The 19926-nt window shown below is 71.0% G+C and carries 17 protein-coding genes and 2 pseudogenes; 6 read left to right on the forward strand and 13 right to left on the reverse strand.

Features of this window, described 5'->3' with window-relative positions; genetic code table 11:
- Window positions 1-625 precede the first annotated feature (625 nt).
- Complete coding sequence (locus QQM39_RS21450) at window positions 626-1561, forward strand: LAETG motif-containing sortase-dependent surface protein (protein ID WP_301998878.1); 936 nt, start codon at window positions 626-628, stop codon at window positions 1559-1561.
- Between the two features lie 66 nt (window positions 1562-1627).
- Here QQM39_RS21450 and QQM39_RS21455 read toward each other — a convergent pair whose 3' ends face one another.
- From QQM39_RS21455 to thrS, 6 genes are all read right to left on the reverse strand, one after another.
- The gene (locus QQM39_RS21455; RefSeq protein ID WP_301998879.1) at window positions 1628-2494 is read right to left on the reverse strand and encodes a hypothetical protein; all 867 of its coding nucleotides are present in this window, start codon (window positions 2492-2494) and stop codon (window positions 1628-1630) included.
- Window positions 2491-3405, reverse strand: a complete 915-nt coding sequence (locus QQM39_RS21460; protein WP_301998880.1) for an ABC transporter ATP-binding protein — start codon at window positions 3403-3405, stop codon at window positions 2491-2493. Before QQM39_RS21460 ends, QQM39_RS21455 begins: the two co-directional genes overlap by 4 nt.
- A 53-nt stretch (window positions 3406-3458) precedes the next feature.
- The gene (locus tag QQM39_RS21465) at window positions 3459-3731 is read right to left on the reverse strand and encodes a hypothetical protein (RefSeq protein WP_301998882.1); all 273 of its coding nucleotides are present in this window, start codon (window positions 3729-3731) and stop codon (window positions 3459-3461) included.
- A 78-nt stretch (window positions 3732-3809) separates the two neighbouring features.
- Window positions 3810-4280, reverse strand: coding sequence for a hypothetical protein (locus QQM39_RS21470; RefSeq protein WP_301998883.1), 471 nt, complete (start codon window positions 4278-4280; stop codon window positions 3810-3812).
- 374 nt (window positions 4281-4654) lie between these two features.
- Window positions 4655-5629, reverse strand: coding sequence for a nucleoside hydrolase (locus QQM39_RS21475; protein ID WP_301998884.1), 975 nt, complete (start codon window positions 5627-5629; stop codon window positions 4655-4657).
- Between the two features lie 122 nt (window positions 5630-5751).
- On the reverse strand, window positions 5752-6999 hold the full coding sequence (gene thrS / locus QQM39_RS21480; RefSeq protein ID WP_301998885.1) for a threonine--tRNA ligase: 1248 nt from the start codon (window positions 6997-6999) through the stop codon (window positions 5752-5754).
- Between the two features lie 256 nt (window positions 7000-7255).
- Here thrS and QQM39_RS21485 point away from each other — a divergent pair, with 256 nt between their 5' ends.
- Both QQM39_RS21485 and QQM39_RS21490 read left to right on the forward strand, forming a co-directional pair.
- A complete protein-coding gene (locus QQM39_RS21485) occupies window positions 7256-8104 on the forward strand; it encodes a helix-turn-helix transcriptional regulator (RefSeq protein WP_301998886.1) in 849 nt (282 codons plus the stop codon).
- Window positions 8064-8363: a DUF397 domain-containing protein gene (locus tag QQM39_RS21490; RefSeq protein ID WP_301998888.1), complete on the forward strand. Its 300-nt coding sequence runs from the start codon at window positions 8064-8066 to the stop codon at window positions 8361-8363. Before QQM39_RS21485 ends, QQM39_RS21490 begins: the two co-directional genes overlap by 41 nt.
- A gap of 4 nt (window positions 8364-8367) precedes the next feature.
- On the opposite strand, the gene QQM39_RS21495 is transcribed toward QQM39_RS21490, so the two are convergent.
- The gene (locus QQM39_RS21495; protein WP_301998889.1) at window positions 8368-8628 is read right to left on the reverse strand and encodes a hypothetical protein; all 261 of its coding nucleotides are present in this window, start codon (window positions 8626-8628) and stop codon (window positions 8368-8370) included.
- 183 nt (window positions 8629-8811) lie between these two features.
- Between QQM39_RS21495 and QQM39_RS21500 the strand changes: the two genes are divergently transcribed.
- Window positions 8812-9597, forward strand: a complete 786-nt coding sequence (locus QQM39_RS21500) for a hypothetical protein (protein WP_301998891.1) — start codon at window positions 8812-8814, stop codon at window positions 9595-9597.
- A 25-nt stretch (window positions 9598-9622) separates the two neighbouring features.
- On the opposite strand, the gene QQM39_RS21505 is transcribed toward QQM39_RS21500, so the two are convergent.
- From QQM39_RS21505 to QQM39_RS21525, 5 genes and pseudogenes are all read right to left on the reverse strand, one after another.
- Window positions 9623-9910: a ribosomal protein L7/L12 gene (locus tag QQM39_RS21505; RefSeq protein WP_301998893.1), complete on the reverse strand. Its 288-nt coding sequence runs from the start codon at window positions 9908-9910 to the stop codon at window positions 9623-9625.
- Between the two features lie 49 nt (window positions 9911-9959).
- A complete protein-coding gene (locus QQM39_RS21510; RefSeq protein ID WP_301998895.1) occupies window positions 9960-10700 on the reverse strand; it encodes a GAF and ANTAR domain-containing protein in 741 nt (246 codons plus the stop codon).
- A 135-nt stretch (window positions 10701-10835) separates the two neighbouring features.
- Window positions 10836-11289, reverse strand: a pseudogene (locus QQM39_RS21515) (TIGR03943 family protein); the annotation flags it as partial.
- Window positions 11290-11594: 305 nt separating this feature from the next.
- Entirely contained in the window at window positions 11595-11738 is a 144-nt protein-coding gene (locus QQM39_RS21520; protein WP_301998897.1) for a hypothetical protein, read from the reverse strand.
- A 348-nt stretch (window positions 11739-12086) separates the two neighbouring features.
- Window positions 12087-15881, reverse strand: a complete 3795-nt coding sequence (locus tag QQM39_RS21525) for a hypothetical protein (protein ID WP_301998899.1) — start codon at window positions 15879-15881, stop codon at window positions 12087-12089.
- A gap of 423 nt (window positions 15882-16304) precedes the next feature.
- Here QQM39_RS21525 and QQM39_RS21530 point away from each other — a divergent pair, with 423 nt between their 5' ends.
- Window positions 16305-17153 (forward strand): NPP1 family protein, encoded by an 849-nt coding sequence (locus QQM39_RS21530; RefSeq protein ID WP_301998901.1) that lies wholly within the window; start codon window positions 16305-16307, stop codon window positions 17151-17153.
- A gap of 247 nt (window positions 17154-17400) precedes the next feature.
- A complete protein-coding gene (locus QQM39_RS21535) occupies window positions 17401-19398 on the forward strand; it encodes an Ig-like domain-containing protein (protein ID WP_301998903.1) in 1998 nt (665 codons plus the stop codon).
- On the opposite strand, the pseudogene QQM39_RS21540 reads toward QQM39_RS21535, so the two are convergent.
- Window positions 19388-19822: pseudogene (locus tag QQM39_RS21540) on the reverse strand (hypothetical protein); the annotation flags it as partial. The gene QQM39_RS21535 and the pseudogene QQM39_RS21540 sit on opposite strands and share 11 nt — an antisense overlap.
- Window positions 19823-19926 lie beyond the last annotated feature (104 nt).

Genomic DNA, 19926 nt, shown 5'->3' on the forward strand with positions numbered 1-19926 from the left:
CGAACTGCATGGAGGAGGTGAGTATGTCATGACAGATTGAGAGTTCAAGGGATGCGTTGAGTCTTTGCCAGTAATGGATCACACGACGTTGCGTGATCGTTCAGATGGTGGCGCCGACCAAGCTGTTCGAAGATGTCTCGCAGCCAGTACTCCAGGCGCACTTCGTGATCTGACGGAGATCCGCACACCCGCACCTGTCTCTCGCCACGATCACCCCAATCGGCGAACACGGGCACGCGCGTTCGCCTTCACCGGACTCCGCCGGGCAGACCGCAGCGGCGCTCCACGCCTGGGAAGCCGGATACGGCGACGCTCCGCGTCACTGTCACGGGATGCGATTCCTCCCCGGCGTGAACGCCGGGGGCCTCCCCACAAGAGACCAGGTGAGAACTCTGTCCACTTCGCCGGGAAAGCGAACACCACGAAGAGCGGATCAGCTCGTTCCCTGTGTGACGGAATCGTGATTTCGCTTTGAAGTTCCGTTGCGTTCTCGCAGGTTGACAGTGCTCTTCCGCCACCCGACGATGTGCTCACCACTGTGGCGCATGTGACCAATGAGCCCAGCGATTCTGTGATTCCACTTCGTCGATGCTTCTTCGACCACTCACCCCACGATGGGATACGCATGTCCATAGCGAGACGTGTCATGGCGCGACGCCTACTGGGGACGGGCGCCGCGTCGCTCGTTCTCTGCGCTGCCGGTGTCGCCTCCGCCTCCGGCGCCTGGGCCACCGGGTCGCACGGCGGCGACGGCTGGAAGTCCGGCGGCACCTACCAGCCCGGCACCGGCGCCGGCACGGAGACGGCCACCGACCGCTGCCAGTTCTCGCTCGACGGTGCGAACTTCTACGACTCCGTCAAGGTCGACGACCAGAACCTGAAGGTCACCGACGACGGCAAGGTCCACATCACGGTCCGCGCCGCCGCCGACGCCACGACCTGCACCGCCTCGCTCGCCTCCTACCTCGCCCACGGCCCGACCTTCGCCACCTCCGGCGAGCAGGTCTTCGTCGACTTCGACACCGTCACGGTCAAGCCCGGCGGCACCGACACCCTCGACATCGCCGTCCCGGACGCGGGCTGCTTCGCGCAGATCGACCTGTACCGGGGCGCGGTGAAGTTCGACGGCAAGCTCGACGCGAACGACGGCTTCGTCCACGGTGACCTGCCCAAGGGCCCGGACCGCCCGGTCATCAAGGACAAGCTGATCGCGGCCTGGAACGGCGGCACGAAGGACTGCACGACGGAGCCGCCGGCGACCGAGGAGCCGCCGACCACGCCGCCGGTCGAGCCGTCTCAGCCGGAGTCCGAGGAGCCGTCGACCCCGGCTGAGGAGACGACGCCGCCGGCCTCGGAGACCCCGTCGACCGAGACCCCGACCCCGGAGCCCTCCGAGTCGACGTCCGCCCCGGCGCCCTCCCCCAACGGCGGCGGCGGTGACCTCGCCGAGACCGGCGGCAGCAGCGCGACCGGCCCGATCGCCATCGGCGCGGTGGTGCTGCTGGCGGGCGGCGCGGCGTTCGTCGTGGCGTCGAAGCGGCGGCGTACGGCGCGTTCCTGATCAACGGCAATGTGAAGGGGCCCGGGGTGATTCCCTGGGCCCCTTTCTGTTCCGCACAGTCTCGCCTCAGCCGGTCGGGGCCTCCCGGCGCGAGTACGCCCAGTAGCCCGCCGCGGTCAGCGCGGCCGTGTAGAGCAGGTAGACCACCAGGGCCACCGGGGTCGACAGATCCGACCCGACCATTGCTTCCACGAAGGTTCGCTCATCGCCCGCAAACGCCGATACATCGGTGAGCATCGCCCGGCCGGCCGAGAACGGCAGCCAGTTGCCCACCCCGTCCAGCCCCGGGATGTATCCCAGCAGCAGCCCGGTCAGCCGCTCGCCCAGCATGGGCCACAGGCACAGCACCACCACCGGCACGGTCCTGCTCCGCATCAGCGCCACCAGCGCCATGCACACCAGCGCCCAGCAGCCCATCCACAGCACGAACCGCAGCATCGGCACCAGAACCGCACCCCACGCCGGCTGCGGCGCGCCCGACACGGCGAGGACGACCGCCGCCGACACCCCGCCCACCAGCGCACTCGTCGCCGCCGTCCCGGCACCCACCAGGAACCCGACCACGCTCTTCGCTAGGTACGCGGTCCGCCGGCCGTTGACTGCGAGCCACGTCGTACGCGCCGCGCCCCGCACCAGGTCGGTGGAGACCGGGCCTGTGCCGAGGATCAGCACGAGGAAGCACAGCATGGGGATCTGGGTCGTCATCGGCGCCCATGCCAGCAGGTCGCCCATCGCCGCGGCACCCATGGGCCGCGTCCTGTCCAGGTCGAACAGCATCCCCGGGCCGGTGAGCAGGCTCAGCACGGCCACCACGGCGAGCAACACCCAGGTGGACCGCAGCGCGGTGAGATGCCGCCACTCGTACCGGCACGCGTTGCGCAACGCCTCACCGGCGGGAACCGTCCGAGGGGTGTGTGTCACGTCAGGGGTCACGAGATCCTGAACTCCTCTTCCGCGATGGACAGGTAGAAGTCCTCCAGCGAAGGCATGTCCTCGGACAGCCAGTGCAATGGCACGCCGCCGTCCGCCGCGAGGGTGGCGATCCGGATCCGGTCCAGTCCGGTGACGTGTGCGCTCGGCCCGCCCGCCGGGCTCAGCCGCCCGCCCTGCTCCTCCACCAGACGCGTGAGCTTCGGCAGGTCCGGCGTCTGCACGGTCACCACGCTCCGGCTGCCCGCCCGGGACAGCAGCTCCGCGATCGGCGAGTCGGCCACGACACGGCCGCGCGACAGCACGACCACTCGGTCCGCGAGCTGCTCCATCTCGCCCAGCAGGTGGCTGGACACCATGACGGCCCTGCCCTGCGCGGCCTGGTCCCGCAGGAAGTCCCGTAGCCAGCGGATCGCGTGCGGGTCGAGTCCGTTCGCGGGCTCGTCGAGGATGAGCACCGGCGGATCGCCGAGCAACGCCTGCGCGATGCCCACGCGCTGGGCCATTCCCAGGGACAGCTGGGACAGTCGCAGCCGGCCCGCCTGAGTGAGGCCCACCAGCTCCAGCATGTCGTCGACGCGCCGGTCCGACGCGCCGCACCCGGCGGCCACCATCCGCAGATGGGACCGCACCCGGTGCTTGGGGTGGCCGACGATGCCGCCGAGGACTGCGCCCACGACCGCGCCCGGGGAGCCCCAGGCGTGCAGCGGGCGGCCGAGGAAGTGACTGGTGCCCTCGCCGTGGGCGAGGCCCAGCATCAGGCGGATGGTGGTGGTCTTGCCCGCGCCGTTGGCGCCGACGAAGCCGGTGACCTCGCCGGAGCGCAGTGTCAGCGACACGTCGTCGAGGACCGTTCTGCTGCCGAACGAGCGTCTCAGGTCCCGTGCTTCGGCCAGTACGTCGCCTTTTGGCACAGCGTGTTCCTCCGTGCGTGGACCCAACCTACGAACCTGTCCCTGACGGAGCGTCAGGACCAGGGAAATCCTTTGTTGATGATGAAGAGAACGGTGAACAGCACCATTGCTCCCATCGGAACGATCACGAACGAGTCGGGCCGTTCGCGCCGGGCCGCGCCCCAGACGAGGGCGACAAGCGGCCCAATGAGCCCGGCGGCCATCAGAGCCCAGCCCGCGTCTTTGTTTCCGACCACGTGGAATGCGATGAACGCTGCCGTGATGAAGCAGAAGGGCGAGGCCCACAGGTTCTTGAGGGCGGAGGACATTTCGGTGGTGGAGGCCATGAGTTCTTCCTCGCTATTGGGCGGGGCACCCGGGGGTCGGCCGTTTCTCCGACCGGCCCCCGGACGCCACCTCGACTTCTAGAACAGGCTGTTGATGTAGCTCCACAGCGCGTACTGCACTTCACCGCCGGCAGCGACCCAGGCGATACGGACCGGGTGGTACCAGGGCAGGCCGTTCATGTACCCGCGGAACTTGCCCCAGCCCGCCTTGGCGGCCTTGACCGCGTCGTCGTAGAGCTTGCCGCCGTGCCGCTTCATCAGGTTGTACAGGGCCTTGACGGCGCTGCTGGCGGCACCACGGGTCTGGGCCTTGGTCGCCTTGCCGTCGGCCACCGCGCGCACCGACTGCACGTCCTGCGTGCTCAGTTCGGCCTTGACGGTCGGGTTGGCGAGAAACGTGCGGGCCTGAGCCGCGGACAGGCTCACCTCAGCGGTGGACGCCGTACGGGCGTGGGTGGCCTCCGCGGCCTGCGCCAGAGCGGCACCGGAGCCGAGCGCCACCGCGGCCATGGCGGAAACCGCCGCCATACGCAATGTATTGCGGGTCATGTAGAATCTCCCTTGCGTTCAATCGCAAGGGGAGGAAGCCCGTGCGGGCGACCTGAACAGGCGTGGAAACCGAAAAGGGTCCCCCCGGACTTCTTCCCCCGATTACTTCTCTGCGGACACGCCGAAAAAAGCCCCATAGGGGGCCGGTAAGGCCAAACCCACGGGTGCTGGATTACGGGGTCCTTGCGTCTCAACGCCGCTGGTCAGGACGGGTGTTCGACGCAGAGAGAAAATAACACAGCCTGAGGCCACTTGGCCAGAAACCGTGTTTGCGCGTGCGGGACATGTAAAAGCAATGCGCCAATTCAATTTAATTGGCAACTTTTTTTCGACAGGCGATCGGCCAGACGCTCGGCAGACGATGGGAACGGCCGTCAGACGCCTTCCACCGTCGCCAGGTACAGCTGCACGAAGCGGGCCACGTCCACGTCCAACGCCACGTCCACCAGGGCCTGTTCGCGCATGCCGGTGTGGATCTCGGACTCGCCGGGGCGGGGGCGGCGGTCGACGAGGGTCTGGCCTCGGGTGGGGCCGGGGGCGAGGGAGACCTCGACGGGGAGGAGGCGGGTGGTGATGCCCGCCGGGTCCACGACCGTACAGACCGCGCCCGCGTCGCCGATGCCGCCGGCCTCGGAGTCGGCGTCGACGTCCGGCGTGGCCGGGCGGTGGGCCAGCAGGTCGCCGGCGAGCCGGGCGCCGGGTTCCGTGCTCGCCCGCAGGCGCCGTACGTCCGCCCCGGGGACCACGACCCGCTGGAAGACGTCCAGCCCGTACATGGTGATCGGCACCCCGGCGGTGAGCAGGATCGCGGCCGCCTCCGGGTCGTGCCACACGTTGAACTCCGCGACCGGCGTGGCGTTCCCGCAGGCCACCGCGCCGCCCATGAAGACGATCCGCTCGATGTTGTCGGTCACCTCCGGGTGCGTGCGCAGCAGCAGGGCGATGTTGGTGAGGGGCGCGGTGGGGACGAGGGTGACCGGGCGCGGGGACGCCAGGATCTCGCGGCGCAGCAGCGTCACCGCGTCCACGTCGGCCGGGGCGCGGGTCGGGGCGGGCAGGCCGAGGTCGCCCATGCCGTCGTCGCCGTGCACATGCCGCGCCGAGCGGGCGAGCTCGATCAGCGGGACGCCGGCGCCCCGCGCGACGGGGATGTCGGGGGCGCCGGCCTGCTCCAGGACGGTGAGGGTGTTGCGTACGACGCCGTCCACGTCCGTGTTGCCCGCCACACAGGTGACCGCGCGCACGTCGAGCCCCGGATGGCGTACGGCGAACAGCAGCGCCAGGGCGTCGTCGACACCGGTGTCACAGTCGATGATCACCGGGATGGGCTGCCCTTCGGCGTTCGTCACGGCGGGGTTCCTCTCACGGGCGGCGGCTGTGCGGTGGCGGGGTCCGAGAAAGCGACCTTACGGTGTGATGCAGGTGGAGTGCGTCGCCGTATGGCGTCGTCGTGCGGCTCGTGCGTGCGGCGTCATGCGGCGTCCACCACCGCGTCCCACAGCTCCGGGCCGCGCGCCGCCACCCGAGCGGCGATCCGGCCGAGCAGCTCCGCGGCGGGTACGGCGCCCGGCCTGCGCCCGTCCCGCAGTCGTACGGCCACGAGGTCACCGTCCGCCGCGGCCTCCCGCTCTCCGATGACCGCCTGGTACGGCACGAGGCGTGCCGCGCGGATGCGGGCACCCAGGGTGCCGTGCTCGGGACCGGCGAGTTCCGCGCGCAGGCCCTGGTCCAGGGCCCGGCGCAGCAGCCGCTGGGCCGGGGCGAGCTGGGCCTCCGACACGGGCAGGATCAGCAGTTGCACCGGCGCGAGCCAGGCCGGGAAAGCGCCGCCGTGCTGTTCGATGAGGTGGGCGACCGCACGCTCCACACTGCCGATGATGCCGCGGTGGACCATGACCGGGCGGTGCTTGGCCCCGTCGGGGCCGATGTAGTGCAGGTCGAAGCGTTCGGGCTGGTGGAAGTCGATCTGCACGGTGGAGAGGGTCGCCTCGCGGCCCGCCGGGTCGGTGATCTGGACGTCGATCTTGGGGCCGTAGAAGGCCGCCTCGCCCTCGGCCGCCTCGTACGGGATGCCGGAGCCGTCGAGGACCTCGCGCAGCAGCGCGGTGGCTCGCCGCCACAGCTCGGGATCGGCGACGTATTTGCCGCCGCCTTCGCCCTCGCCGGGGAGGGAGAGGCGGTGGCGGGCGGCCCGGATCCCCAGATCGGCGTAAGCGCGGGCGATGAGTCGCAGGGCGGCGCGGGCCTCCTCCACCGCCTGCTCCAGGGTGCAGAAGATGTGCGCGTCGTTGAGCTGGATCGACCGTACGCGGGTGAGGCCGCCCAGGACGCCGGACAGCTCAGAGCGGTACATGCCGCCCAACTCGGCCATGCGGAGGGGAAGTTCGCGGTAGCTGTGGGAGCGGGAGCGGTAGATCAGGGCGTGGTGGGGGCAGAGGCTGGGGCGCAGGACGACCTGTTCGGCACCGAGCTCCATCGGCGGGAACATGTCGTCGCTGTAGTGGTCCCAGTGCCCGGAGATCTCGTACAGCTCGCGCTTGCCGAGGACCGGCGAGTAGACGTGCCGATACCCGGCCTCGCGTTCCGCCTCGCGGATGTACTCCTCCAGCACGTGCCGGACGATCGCCCCGTCGGGCAGCCAGTAGGGCAGGCCCGCGCCCATCAGCGGGTCGGTGTCGAAGAGGTCGAGTTCGCGGCCGAGGCGGCGGTGGTCGTGCATGGCTGCTCCTCCAGGGGATACGGACGAGCACCCACGACAAAACCCCGGGGCACTCGCCCCGGGGCTTCGGATTCGCTCAGGTGTCAGCGCGCCGGGACGGGGTCCGGCGTCGTCGTGAGAGACGGGATGGCGCGCTGCATGCCGGGACCGTAACAGGGGGTCGGCGGGGAGGTCGCGGTGATTTCCCGATTCACATCACCACTGTGAAGCCGTGCGGTTACGCTCAGCTACAGACCGGACTCTGGGGGTGTACGCCTTGGTTCACATTCGTCAACTCGATCCCACGGCCTCGCCATTGGACTACTACGGCTGGGAGCTGAGGAGAAGGAGGGAGGAAGCGGGGCTGACCCTGAAGCAGTTGGGCTCGATCGTCTTCTGCACGGGGTCGTTGATCGGCCAGATCGAGACGACGCTGAAGGTGCCGACGCGACCGTTCTCCGAGCGGGTGGACGTCGCGCTGGGAACGGACGGGTGTTTCTCGCGGCTGGTGGGGCTGGTGCTGCGCAGCCAGCTGCCGACCTGGTTCCAGCCGTACGCCGACATGGAGGCGAAGGCGACGTACATCTCCACGTACCAGTGCCAGCTGGTGTACGGGCTGCTGCAGACGAAGGCGTACGCGGCGGCGCTGCTGTGCGTGGATCAACCGGACCAGGTTGAGGACATGGTCGCCGCCCGCATGGAACGGCAGCGCGTCCTGGAGCGTGAACAACCGCCCGCGCTGTGGGTGGTCCTGGACGAGTCGGTGCTGTACCGGATGGTCGGCGACCGGAACGTCATGCGCGAGCAACTCGCCCACCTGCTGAGCTTCCGGAACAACCCGTCGGTGCACATCCAGGTGCTGCCGTACTCCGCGGGTGCGCACACCGGGATGGTGGGCTCATTCAACCTCCTGCGCTTCGATGAGCACCCGGACCTCTTCTACAGCGAGAGTTACGACCAGGGCCACATGACTGCCAACCCGCAGGTAATCAGGGAACGTTCGGTCGGTTACGCTCGCTTGCAGGCCGCCGCCCTCTCACTCGATGAGTCGGCCGACCTGATCGCCCGCGTGATGGAGGAACGCTATGGACACCAGCAAGCAGCGGAAGGCCGCGACGTGGCGTAAGTCCAGCTACAGCGGCACCAACGGCGGCGACTGCGTCGAGTGCGCCCCACTCGGCACCGCCGCCTGGCGCAAGTCCTCCTACAGCGGCACCAGCGGCGGCGAATGCGTCGAGGTCGCCGACCTCACCCCCTGCATCGCCGTCCGCGACTCCAAGAACCCCGAGGTCGGCACCCTCACGCTCTCGCCGGAGGCATACGGCGCCTTCGTAGGCTATGTCGGCTCGGGCAACGGTGCGAGGCCCGGTATCTCGGCGCGGTAGCGGTTCACGGCTCGAGGGCCAGATAGGCGCGTACCTGGGTCACGGCGTGCGCCACGTCGTACTGGTCGGAGTCGATGTACGGGACGACTCTGATGGCGGCCTCCCACTCGTCGGCGGTGACGGGGGCCTGCGACGCGTCGGCGATCCACCGGGCGGCGCGGGGCGCATCGGTGCCGCCCAGCGTGGCGGCGTACCGGGTCTGCGCGGAGAGGACGGACCGGGCGTCGTCCTCGACCGCCACGTTCCGCCACATCTCCGTCGTCACCCGCGCATCCTCCCCGCCCGCCCGCCTCCGCGTGGCCCGAATCGGCGATCCGGCCCGCCCGCGGGGGGAGCGGACCACGTCACCCGGACGGCTCGGCGCGCTGGTGGTCGTACTCGTGGGGTGATGCCTTAAGAGCACGCACCGATCTTGAGTGCACGCCTGACCCAGCACAGGAGGCCCGCGATGCCCCGTCCCCCGGCCCGCGCCGTCATCGCCTCGACGCTCTCGGCAGCCAGCCTGCTGACCACCGCCTCCGCCTGCTCCCTCGCCCAGCCGGAGAGGACGGTCTCGGGTGTCCCCGCCGCGGTCTCGCCCGCGGACACGGCCACCGGGCCCCCGACCCCGGCGGCCGCCCCGACCCTCACCGAGGCGCAGGCGCGGGCCGCCCTCATCAGCGAGGCCGATCTCGGGGAACCCTGGGTCCCCACCCAGGGCGTCGCCACCTGGCGGGACTCCATGCTGAAGGCGAGCGCCGAGTCGGCCGAGTGCCGGCGGCTGCTCGACGCCCTGTACGCGGAGGAGCTGTTCGGGCCGGACGCCCGTACGCGCGCCTCGGTCGGGCTGGACGACGAGTACGACGAGGCCCAGCTGCGCTACCAGGTCGTGGCCCACCGGCCGGACGAGGTGGACCGGACGCTGGAGTGGCTCGGCAGCCTGCCGGACACGTGCGGGCAGTTCATGGCGAGGACCGCGCGCGGCGGGATGATGACCGTGGAGGTCGGCGAAGCGCAGATGCCGGAGGTCGGCGACGCCCGGCGGGGCCTGCACATCGTCCTCAGCGGCGTCTCCGAGGACGAGGAGGCGCCCACGCTCACCCTCCACGTCGCCGTCGTCCGCGTCGGCGACGACGCGATCACCGTCACCAACGGCGGCCTCGGCGAGGTGCCGGGCGACGCCACCCTGGCCGCCGTCGAACTGGGCGCCCAGCGCCTGGCGGAGGTCAGGAAACGGGGTCGGGTGGAGGTCTGACCGCTCGGTCAGGCCATGCGCTCGGTCAGACCATGCGCTCGGCGAGACGCTCGACCGCCTCCTTGGCCTCCTTCAGGCCCTCCCCGGTGATCTCCCGATAGACCTTGATCGCCTCGATCTTCTTGCCGTTCCGCAGGAGCACGAGGACCTCGTCCATGCGGGGCTCGTCCTCCTGCAGCCCCAAGTGGTCGAGAACCAGGTCGAGTTTGCGCTCGACCCGGGCAACTCGCTGATCCGTCCGGGAAATCCTGCTCTGGATGGTGATGATGCCCGCGAACGCGGCCAGCACGAAGAAGAGACCCACTATGTCCATGATCGACGATCATAGGTGAGCCCGCAGGGCCCGCAGGGCTCACTCCGGCCTACTCCCGGTCGAACCGCAACCGGTGTTCCACCACGTCCCGTGCCGCGTCGAGTGCCGTGCTTCCGTCGGCGAAGGCGTGGGCCCGTAGCCGTGCCAGTGCCTCGTCCGTGCCGACGCCCAGCTGGGCCATGATCATGCCGGTGGCTTGGTAGACCTGGTCGTGGTCGGCGGCGAGGCCGCTCAGCCACTGTTCGTCCTGGTCGCCCGCGTCCTCCGCGCGCGGCAGTGCCATCAGCGCCACCGTCATCATCCCGGCCACCAGCCGTGCCGTCCGCAGGTCCCGGTCGGTGAGGTCGCCGGGGGTGTCCCGGTAGAGGTCGAGCGTGCCCACGCACACCGTGTCGTTGCCGAGCGGCATCGAGTACACCGCCCGCACCCCGGCGGCCGTGGCCTGCTGGGCGAAGACCGGCCAGCGCAGGACGTCCCGCCCGGCCGTCAGGTCGCAGGCCAGCACCGGCGCACCGCTCTGTGCGGCGGACTGGCAGGGGCCGTCGCCCAAGGTGGCCTGGATCTCGGTCACAAACGCGGCCTGCGCACTGCTCGCGCCCAGCTGGACGGGCATGCCGTCACTGTGCAGCGACACGCTCGCGCCGGTCACGGGCAGCAGCTCCACGGCGACGTCGCACAGCCGCGCCGGGATCTCGCCGGGGCCCGCACCGCGTACGCCTTCGGCGATCGCGTCCGTGGCACCGGTCCGCTCTCGTCCCCGCTCATCAGGATGACCGTCTTCGGGCCGCACGGCAGCCTCCTCATCGTGAGAGCGGCCTGCTTGTCCAGGGCCCTCGGGTGGTCCTTCCACCGCTCGCCCGGACGCCGCCCGACTACCCGTGGCACGCCCCGCGAAACCCCGCCGGCCGCCGCGCGGCGACCGCCTCTACCGTTTCTCGTACGGGTTCGCGGGCTGCGCGATCCGCCGCACGACGCCGCGTCCAGGACCGGCGGCCATGCCGCGTGCGTGCCGAGCGCGCCCTTGGGGTGCCAGGTGCCGGTGACGGTGACCCAGGCGTCGACGGGCGGGGCGTCCGCGTCCCGATCTCGACCTTGCCGGTGGTGGCGTCGGCGGCGCAGCAGGCGACGAGGAGGCGGGTGACGTACCAGGCGCCGTCGTCGTCGCGGGTGACGAAGCCGGTCAGCCGGACCGTGCGGCCCGCCAGCGACCGTCCGCTGTCGTGGATCGCCCGGGAACCGAACTCCGCCACCGTCAGCTCCACCGGGTTCCCGGCCGCCAGCGCCGGGAAGGCCCCGACCCTTGCGCCGCTCGCTGCGCCGCCTCGCGCTCGGCGCTGTAGGAGCCGAGGGCGGGGGAAGAGGAGGAGAGCGAGCATCGGCCCGAGGACCGAGACGACCGTGGCGATGGCGATGAGGGCGGCGCCGCCGAGCAGGGCGTACACGAGCGCGCGCACGCCGAGCCGCAGCCCGTCGGCCACGCTCCGCTGGTTCTGGCACGCGCCCGTCCTCGCCCGGTCGGTAGGTCCCTGCCCTGTCGGTAGGCCCCTGCCGCCCTGCGAGTGGTGGATGAGCGGCTGGTACCAGTACTGGCCCTTGTAGCCGGGCCGGACGGTGTTGGTGAGGGTCTCGGTGACGGTGCGCCTGTCGCCCACGGTCCAGGTCTCGTTGCTCTCCACGCCGGCCTTCATGCCCGACTGGATCTCGTCGGAGAGAAACCGGCGCTGACCTCCACGGTCTGCTTCGTGCCGTAGGAGTAGGAGGTGTTGGTCTCGTAGGCGGCGGCACGCGCGTACGTGGCGTTGTCGGTGCCCTGGCAGTCGTTGAACACGTTAGGTCGGGCGTGCCGGCGTTGCAGTCGCCGATCACGTCGGGCTTGTCGGAGCCCCAGCCGGGGTGGCCGCGTTGGCCGTGCCCGTGGAGAAGGGGATCAGGGCGAGCGCGAGGGCGGGAGCGAGCACGGCGAGGCGTCGGCCGCCGCTCTTGATGGACTTCCTGTGGAGGGATCTCCCGGTTCGGTCGTGTCGGGCGCTGCCCTTCGCGGCCCTGATCGGGGCAGCCCGCCGCGGCGCGAGCGGAGGAGGTTGCCCGCGCCACGGCTGGAACGAGGCTGACAGGCCGGGGAATTGATGGGCAGCCCGTCTCATCAGGGCAATCAACCAATGGACAGCTCAGGGCGTCAGTCCCCGCACACCTTCCGGTATGCCGCGTCCGGCACATACGTCCGCCACTGCGCCCGCGTCAGCTGCTGCCCGCCCACCCGGGCACACACCCGCTCGGCCACCCGCTCGGGGCCGACGACGTACCGCTGGAGCGGCACATGGGTCCCCGCCGCGTACACCGTGCCGCTGTCCTCGCTGAACGCCACCGAGACGATCTCCTCGCCCGGCGTCGGCAGGGGGTCGCCGAGCGGCTGCTGCGTGGCGACGTCCCACAGCTGGAGCGTGCCCGAGCTGCCGCCCACGGCGAGCGTGCGGCCGTCGGGGCTGAGCGCCAGCGCGCTGACGCCCTCCGGGGTGTCGCCGAGCCGGGCCGGGAAGACGTTGCGCAGGACCCCGGCCTTGTGCCGCACGTCCCCGTCCCACAGCGCGACCCGTCCGGTCCCGTCGCCCACCGCCAGCCGTGAGCCGTCCGCGCTGAAGGTGATGGCGCCGATCTGGTCGCCCTGGACGAGGTCCTTTCCGGTCACCGACCCGTTCGGGAGGCGGGCGACGCGGTTGTCGCCGACCAGCAGTCCATCGTCGGGGCGGACGGCCAGGTTGCCGCTGTCCAGGCCGGTCACCACGGAACGGCGGCGGTGGCTCTCCGTGTCCCACACCTCGTCGCGCAATTCTCCGACAGCGGGCGTGCGCACGGCGTACAGCGTGCGGCCGCCGGAGCCCAGGGCGAGGTCGATGACCGCCCCATCCGAGTCGGCGGTGGCCAGGTCCAGGGTGTCCCGGACCCTGTTGTGGCGCAGGTCCCAGATCGTGATCCGCTGTGGGGCCGCCTCTCGGCCCGGCGCCGAGACGCCGTAGACGAGCAACCCGCCGTCCGGGCTGAACGCCGTCAGGGCCTGGGTGTCGCCGAGTATGACCTGGTCTGTGCCCTCCTGAGCGGCGGCCTGGTCTGTGCCTGCCTGAGCGGCGGCCCGGTCTGTACCCGCCAGGGAGGCGGGCACCGGCGGCGACGGCAGCGTCCGTACGACATGGCCGTCGCGGGTGTCGCGCAGCTGGAAGCGGTAGCCGTTGTCCTTGACTTCGGCGGTGGCGAGGGCGCGGCCGTCCGGGGCGAGGCGGACGCCGGACAGGGCACTGTCGTCGTCGTGCCAGGCCGGCGTCACCGCCGTCGCCACGTCGAGCGAGTGGACCGTACCGGCCTCCAGGTAGCGCAGGACGGGCTGTTCGGGGTCCCAGGCGAGGCCGCCGTACGCGTACTGGTTGTTGAGGGAATGCCGGTAGACCGGGGCGTCGGGGTACGACAGCCGCCACACCTTGATCTCCGTACCGTCGGCCGCCGCCAGGAACTTGCCGTCCCTGCTGAAGGAGGTGTACTCGACGCCCGGGGCCGTGAGATCGGCCAGCAGCCGCCCGGAGCCGGTGTCCCAGACGCGGATGCCGGACGCGGAGACGGCGGCCATCCGCTGCCCGGCGCCCATGATCAGCGACGAGTCGTTGTCGGCGCAGACGTTCTGGTCCTGCGTCCACTCGCCGGGCAGCGGCCGGTGGCGGGCGGTGTCCCACACCTGTGGTGGCTTTGCGCCCTGGCCGCCCGTGGGGCAGAAGGCGACCGTGCGTGCGTCGGGGGCCATGTCCGTGCGGTCGGCCGCCGGGCTCTCGAACATCGACTTGCCGTCGGTGACGGAGCGCACGCGAGCCCGTTCGCCTTCGGGGCCGGTCACCAGATAGGCGTGGTCCCCGATGACGACGTCGGAGAGCAGCGGCCACGGTCCACCGCCGGTCCAGCGTCCTGTGGCCGTGTCCCACAGCCGGATGCCGTCCGCTCCGCTCACCGCCATGACCTTGGCGTCCGGAGAGACCGCCACCACCTCGTGGTCCTCGACCGGCAGCCGGCCCGAGCCGGTGCGGCGGTGCGTGGCCACGTCGTAGGTCCGCCAGGTGCGGTCCTCGATGTTCAGCAGCGTGCGGCCGGAGGCGGTGAGGTAGCGGAAAGGGGTCTCGCCGGGGGCGGGGTCGGAGAAGATGTCCTGTTCGGGCTGGGCGAGGGCGCCGAGCAGGGCCCGGCGGGACTCGGGGAGCGGGGAGACGCGCCAGGCGGCGACCCCCAGCAGCATCGCGGCGCGCGGGTCGGTGGTGCGCAGCGAGTCGGCGACGGCGGCGATGCGGCGGGCGGCGGTGTCGGTGCGCTGCCGCTCGTTGTCGCGGTGCTGGCTCCACGCGGCCAGGCTCACCACGAGCGCCACCGCCAGGACGGCGGACAGGGCGGTGACCAGTGCCCGGGATCTTCGGGCGGTCCGCGCGGCGGCCCGCTGCTCGGCCTCCCGGGCCTCCAGCGCGGCGACGAGGAACCCCCGCTCCGACACGGTGAGCGTGCCGTCGTCGTCCCCGAACAGCTCCTCGGCCCGCGCCAGCCTGCTGCCCCGGTACAGCCCGCCCGGGTCGCGATCGTGCTCCAGCCAGGCGCGGGCGGCCTCGGTCAGGCGCCGGTGGTGGCGCAGCCGTTCGCGGTCCTCGTCCAGCCAGCCGGACAGGCGCGGCCAGCAGGTGATCAGGGCCTCGTGGGCGAGCTGGACGCCGTCCTCGTCGGCGGTGAGCAGGCGGGCGCGGGCCAGCCGCTCGACCACCTCCGGCACGTCGGGACCGGTCCACTCCGCCAGGTCGGCACGGGTCAGCGGGCGCCGGGTGTCGGGGGTGCCCCGGCCCGGCTCGACCAGCCGCAGCAGCAGCTGGCGGGCCGTGCGCGCCTGGTCCTCGGTCAGCTGCTCGTACACCTCCTCCGCCGTCGCCGCGATCGCGCCGCGCACCCCGCCGGCCGCCTGGTACGCGGCCAGGGTGAGCACCCGGCCCTTGCGCCGCCGCCAGGTCTCCAGGAGGACGTGCGAGAGCATGGGCAGTCCGCCCGGCTGGTCGACGACCTCGCCGACGATCCGCGCCGCCAGCTCCCGCTCCACCAGCAGCCCGGCGGCCTGCGCCGGCTTGGTCACCGCCTCGCGCAGCTCGTCCGCCGTCATCGGCCCGAGCAGCAGCCCGGCGCCGGAGACCGCGTCGGCCAGGCCCCGGTGCTCGGAGCAGCGGGCGTAGAAGTCGGCCCGTACGGTGATCAGGACGCGCAGTCGGCTGCCCGGGTACCGGGCGGCGAGCAGCAGGTCGATGAAGCGGGCCCGTTCCTCGCGGTCCCGGCACAGGGTGAAGGCCTCCTCGAACTGGTCGACCACGACCCAGCTCTCCGGCTCGTCCTCGGCGGGGGTCAGCAGGCGTCCGTACGTCTCGGCCGGCCGCGCTCCCGGGGTGAGCACCCGCAGCACCGCCGGCCGGATCCCACGGGCGATCTCCTCGCGCAGGGCGGGGATCAGCCCGGCCCGCAGCAGCGAGGACTTGCCGCTGCCGGACGCCCCGAACAGCACCGCGAACCGGTGGTCGCACACCAGACGGTGCAGTTCCTCGACCATCCGGTCCCGGCCGAAGAAGAGGTGCCGGTCGCCGGGCTCGAAGCGGGCCAGGCCCCGGTACGGCGGTGCGGTGTCCGCCGACTCCTGGCACACCGCCTCGGCGACCTCCGCGTCCGCCTCCTTCCAGCGGGGCTCCCACTCCGCGGGGTCGCCGCCGCAGGCCTTGACGTAGCCCTGGACGACGGCGAGGGACGGCAGCCGTTCGCCGGCCGCGGCCTGGGACAGCGTTGTCGCGGAGAACCCGGCCGCCTCGGCCATGCGCCGGTACGAGGGAGTGCCGGCGGCCTTGCGCACCTCGCGGAGATCGTGGGCGAGCCGGGCTATGGGACCGGCTTCCGGGTCCAGGGGTCTTTCAGGGCGGCCCATGCGCACGTACCTCCACACAGCCGACGAAACCGACGTCAGAGCGGTGACCATACGTCGCGGAACCTTTCGCCCGAGCACGCCCTCGGCGACGTGCAGGCAAATGAAAGGCAACAGGACGCGCATCACCGGACAAATCACCACTGATCATGGAATTTAATTGTCCTGACAAAGGAGACGCGTCAATCAATTCTCCGGTCCCAGGAGTCGGTCGCGGAGGTCGGCTGTCGCGCGGCGGCCGTAAAACGCGGGGTGAACGACACAGAAACGAGTCAGCGGCGGTCATGACGCCCGGGCGAACAGCCCTCCAAAACGCCGAGAGGAATTGATTGCCCTGGTCAGAAGGGGTACCGAACAATTTTCCGCTCTCCAGTCTCGATCTCGCACCGCCGGATTCCCGGCAGACCGAGCATGCAGGAGACCCTCGTGTCGCAGGCAGTCAAGACCAAGGGCAAGACCAAGAGGACGTCCCGCCTGGGCAAGGCCGCCCTCGTCCTGGGCAGCGTCGCCGCGCTGACCGTCGGCGTGACCGGCAGCGCCAACGCCGCCCTGCTGAAGCCCTTCGGCTACATGGGCGACGGCGCCGTGAAGCAGGAGATGTTCCAGCCGCTCTTCGACTACGACGAGGACGGCTGCTACCCCGCGGCCGCCGTCGACGCGAGCGGCAGACTCAACGGCGGCCTCAACAACAGCGGGTCGCTCGGCGGCGGATGCAAGAGCAAGCACCTCGGCCAGGCCAACACCTACTCGCGGGCCAAGTGCGACAAGGGCTCCGGCTGGTGCGGCGTCGTCTACACCCTGTACTTCGAGAAGGACCAGGGCGTCGCCGGCGCCGTCGACAAGTTCGGGCACCGGCACGACTTCGAGGCCACCGTGGTCTGGTACCACGGCAATGACCAGTGGCCCAGCTACGTGTCCGTCTCCGCCCACGGCAACTACACCACCAAGCGGTTCAACGACGTGGAGCGGGAGGGCAAGCGCTTCAAGGCCGTCTACCACAAGGACGGAAGCCTCCCGCGCGGCGCCTTCGGAACACACTCCTTCCGCTTCGCCAAGGCGGGAGAGCGGGCGGAGGCGTGGGGCAACGGGAGCTGGGACCGTCCGGCCCTGGTCCCCTACGACACCCTGTGGAGCAAGAACCGGACGGCCTGGAACGCGCTGGCGGGCTCCAACTGGGGCAATGCCAACTTCCCCCTGCAGGACAGGGACGACCACTTCCGCGGCACCCTGAACGCGGCCAAGCCGTCCGGCATCAGCTTCAACGCCTGGAGCTGACACCCGGCGCCCACAGCCGCCCCCGGCGGGGACACTCCCCCCTGTCCCGCCGGGGGCTTCCCCATGCCCACCGGCTCATTCACACCGGCTCGTTCACACCCGGCTCTTACACACGGCTTAACCCTGCTGTCAGTGCGATGACCTAGCCTGCGATCGCTTACTGGCTGCGGTGCACGCGCGCCCCTGCTGCCGCGTCCGCTCTCATCGCTTCTTTCGCTTCTTTTCGTTCCGGGGGGTTCGAAAAACCGTGCGCAGACACACTCTTCCGACCGCGACGGCACTCGCGGTCCTCTTCAGCTCGGTCGCCCTGGTCGCGACCGGCGCCGGGTCGGCCGCCGCCGACTCCAGCACGTCCCTGCCACTGAAGTCGACCGGCGACGTCGTCGTCGACGGGGTCCACCAGCGGGTCTTCATCAGCGACCCGACCGCCGGCCAGGTCCTGGTCACCGACTACGCCGGCACGGTCGTCGGGACCGTCGGCTCACTGCCCGGCGTCCACGGCCTGGAGCTGTCGCCCGACTCGGGCACCCTGTACGCGGCCGTCGCGGACGCCGACGCGGTCGTGGCGATCGACACGGCCACCGCGACGGAGGCCCACCGCTACGCCACCGGCACGGCCGGCCCCGAGTACGTGGCCCTCACCGGCGGCAAGATCTGGTTCAGCTACGGCGCCGGGGGCGACGGCAACATCGGCTCGCTCGACCTGAGCGGCACCGACCCGGTCGTCACCCTGGGCCAGGACACGAGCCGCACCTTCTACGACGCTCCGATCCTGGACGCCTCCGCGGGCGCCCCGGGCACACTGGTCGCGGGTGCGCCGAGCCAGAGCCCGGTCGTACTCGCCGTGTACGACGTCTCCTCAGGCACCGCGAGCCGGACGGCGTACGCCTTCGACCCGGGCAACACCGGCGGCGGCAACCTCGCCGACCTCGCGGTCACGCCGGACGGCAAGGACGTCATCACGGCCAGCGGGGCCCCGTACTACCAGGCGGCCTACAAGCTCTCCGACCTCTCGGCGGACGGCAAGTACGTCACCAACACCTACCCGAACGCGGTCGACATCGCCCCGAACGGCGACGTCGCGGCGGGCACCTTCTCCTGGTACGACCCGGACGTGCACGTCTTCAAGCAGGGTGTGTCGACCCCGCTGAAGCAGTACGACTTCCCCAACACCGGCACCAGCAGCGGCACCGACACCCTCGCCGCGCGCGGCCTGGCCTGGGCGCCGGACGAGAGCAAGCTGTTCGCGGTGTCGAAGAACGACAGCGACGCCTACTCGCTGCGCGTCTTCGACGCCCCGACGAAGGCGTCCACCACCCTCACGGCCGACGCCCCCGCCACGGCGACCCGCGCCAAGCCCCTGACCGTGACCGGCGCGCTGAGTTCCCCGGTGGCGTTCCCGGCGGGCACGACGCTCTCGGTCACCCGCACGGACGACGAGTCGCCCGCCGGCAAGTCCCTCGGCACGGCGACCGTCGCCGCGGACGGCTCGTACTCCTTCACGGACACCCCGCCGGCCGGTGGCAAGGTGACCTACACCGTGACCTACGCGGGCGACGCCGACCACGCGGGCGCCACGGCCGCCGACTCGGTGACCGTCGCCAAAACGGCGACCACGCTGACGCTGAACAACAACCTCAAGGTGTACGGCTACGGCAGCAACGTCAGCTTCACCGCGCACCTCGGCACCACGTACAAGAACCGCACCGTGGAGATCTGGGCCGATCCCTACGGCTCCGACAAGCCCAACACGCTGGTCAGGAAGGGCACGGTCGACTCGGCGGGCAACCTGACGGCGACCGTCCACCTCACCCGGGACACCAAGGTCAGCGCCAGGTTCACGGGGGACACGCGCTACTCCGCGAAGACGACGACCAACACCGTCTACACCAAGGTGGCGATCTCGACCTCGCTGACCGGGGCCTACAAGACGGCCACCGCCTGGAACGCGAAGTACTACTACTTCCGCCAGTCCAAGGACCCCGTCTACAACACGACGATGACGATGTACCCGGGCCGCAAGTACCAGTTCCAGATCCAGCAGTTCTACAGCGGAGCCTGGCACACGACGACCACCGAGTACTTCGGGCTGGACAGCTACGGCAAGGACTCCGTCCTCCTGGACGACAACCCGCCCACGGGCGTCCGCTTCCGGCTCCGCTCCTCCTACATCGACACGACGTCGGGCGACAACGTCAACGCGACGACGTACGGCGGCTGGAAGTACTTCACCTTCACCCGCTGACCTGCAACTGCCGCAGCCGCTGATGGACGTTCTCCAGAGCACCCCGTCGGCGGCCCGGCACCCGGCCCCTCAACTCCGCGAGGGCGGACCCCAGTTCGCGTACCGCGGCCGTTTCATGGATCTGCCCCCACTGATGATGGGCCCGATCCACGGCGGCCTCCACGGCGGGCGCGTCCGGGGCCTGCCCCGCGGAGAGCCGCGCCGAGGCGACCGTCAGCCAGGTCCGGCAACTGCGCACCGGGTCTCCCGCCAGCATCGCCAGATCCGCCCGGACCTCGATCCAGTGCAGGGCCTCTTCCGAGTACGGCCCATGACTACGCACAGCAACCTGCTCATGATGCGCAGCCAACGCATCAGCCTCCCCGGCCCGCCCCGCCTCGACAGCGGCAGCGATGTCGCCGTGCGGGTCACTCGGCAGGGGGGTGTGGGCGGGGGCCCACGCCGGGCTGGGGGCGAAAGCGAGGGCGGGGTTGGGGGCGAGGGTTGGCATGGGGTTGGGGGCGGGGGGTGGCGTGGGGTTGGGGGCGG

The sequence above is a fragment of the Streptomyces sp. DT2A-34 genome, assembly GCF_030499515.1.
In the GTDB taxonomy this organism is placed as follows: Bacteria; Actinomycetota; Actinomycetes; order Streptomycetales; family Streptomycetaceae; genus Streptomyces.

Bases quoted from the DNA above. Each gene is read 5' to 3' on its own strand.
- QQM39_RS21465 (WP_301998882.1), bottom strand. From the start codon at position 3,731: ATGGCCTCCACCACCGAAATGTCCTCCGCCCTCAAGAACCTGTGGGCC.
- thrS (WP_301998885.1), bottom strand. From the start codon at position 6,999: ATGCACGACCACCGCCGCCTCGGCCGCGAACTCGACCTCTTCGACACC.
- QQM39_RS21490 (WP_301998888.1), top strand. From the start codon at position 8,064: ATGGACACCAGCAAGCAGCGGAAGGCCGCGACGTGGCGTAAGTCCAGC.
- QQM39_RS21500 (WP_301998891.1), top strand. From the start codon at position 8,812: ATGCCCCGTCCCCCGGCCCGCGCCGTCATCGCCTCGACGCTCTCGGCA.
- QQM39_RS21525 (WP_301998899.1), bottom strand. From the start codon at position 15,881: ATGGGCCGCCCTGAAAGACCCCTGGACCCGGAAGCCGGTCCCATAGCC.
- QQM39_RS21470 (WP_301998883.1), bottom strand. From the start codon at position 4,280: ATGACCCGCAATACATTGCGTATGGCGGCGGTTTCCGCCATGGCCGCG.
- QQM39_RS21450 (WP_301998878.1), top strand. From the start codon at position 626: ATGTCCATAGCGAGACGTGTCATGGCGCGACGCCTACTGGGGACGGGC.
- QQM39_RS21505 (WP_301998893.1), bottom strand. From the start codon at position 9,910: ATGGACATAGTGGGTCTCTTCTTCGTGCTGGCCGCGTTCGCGGGCATC.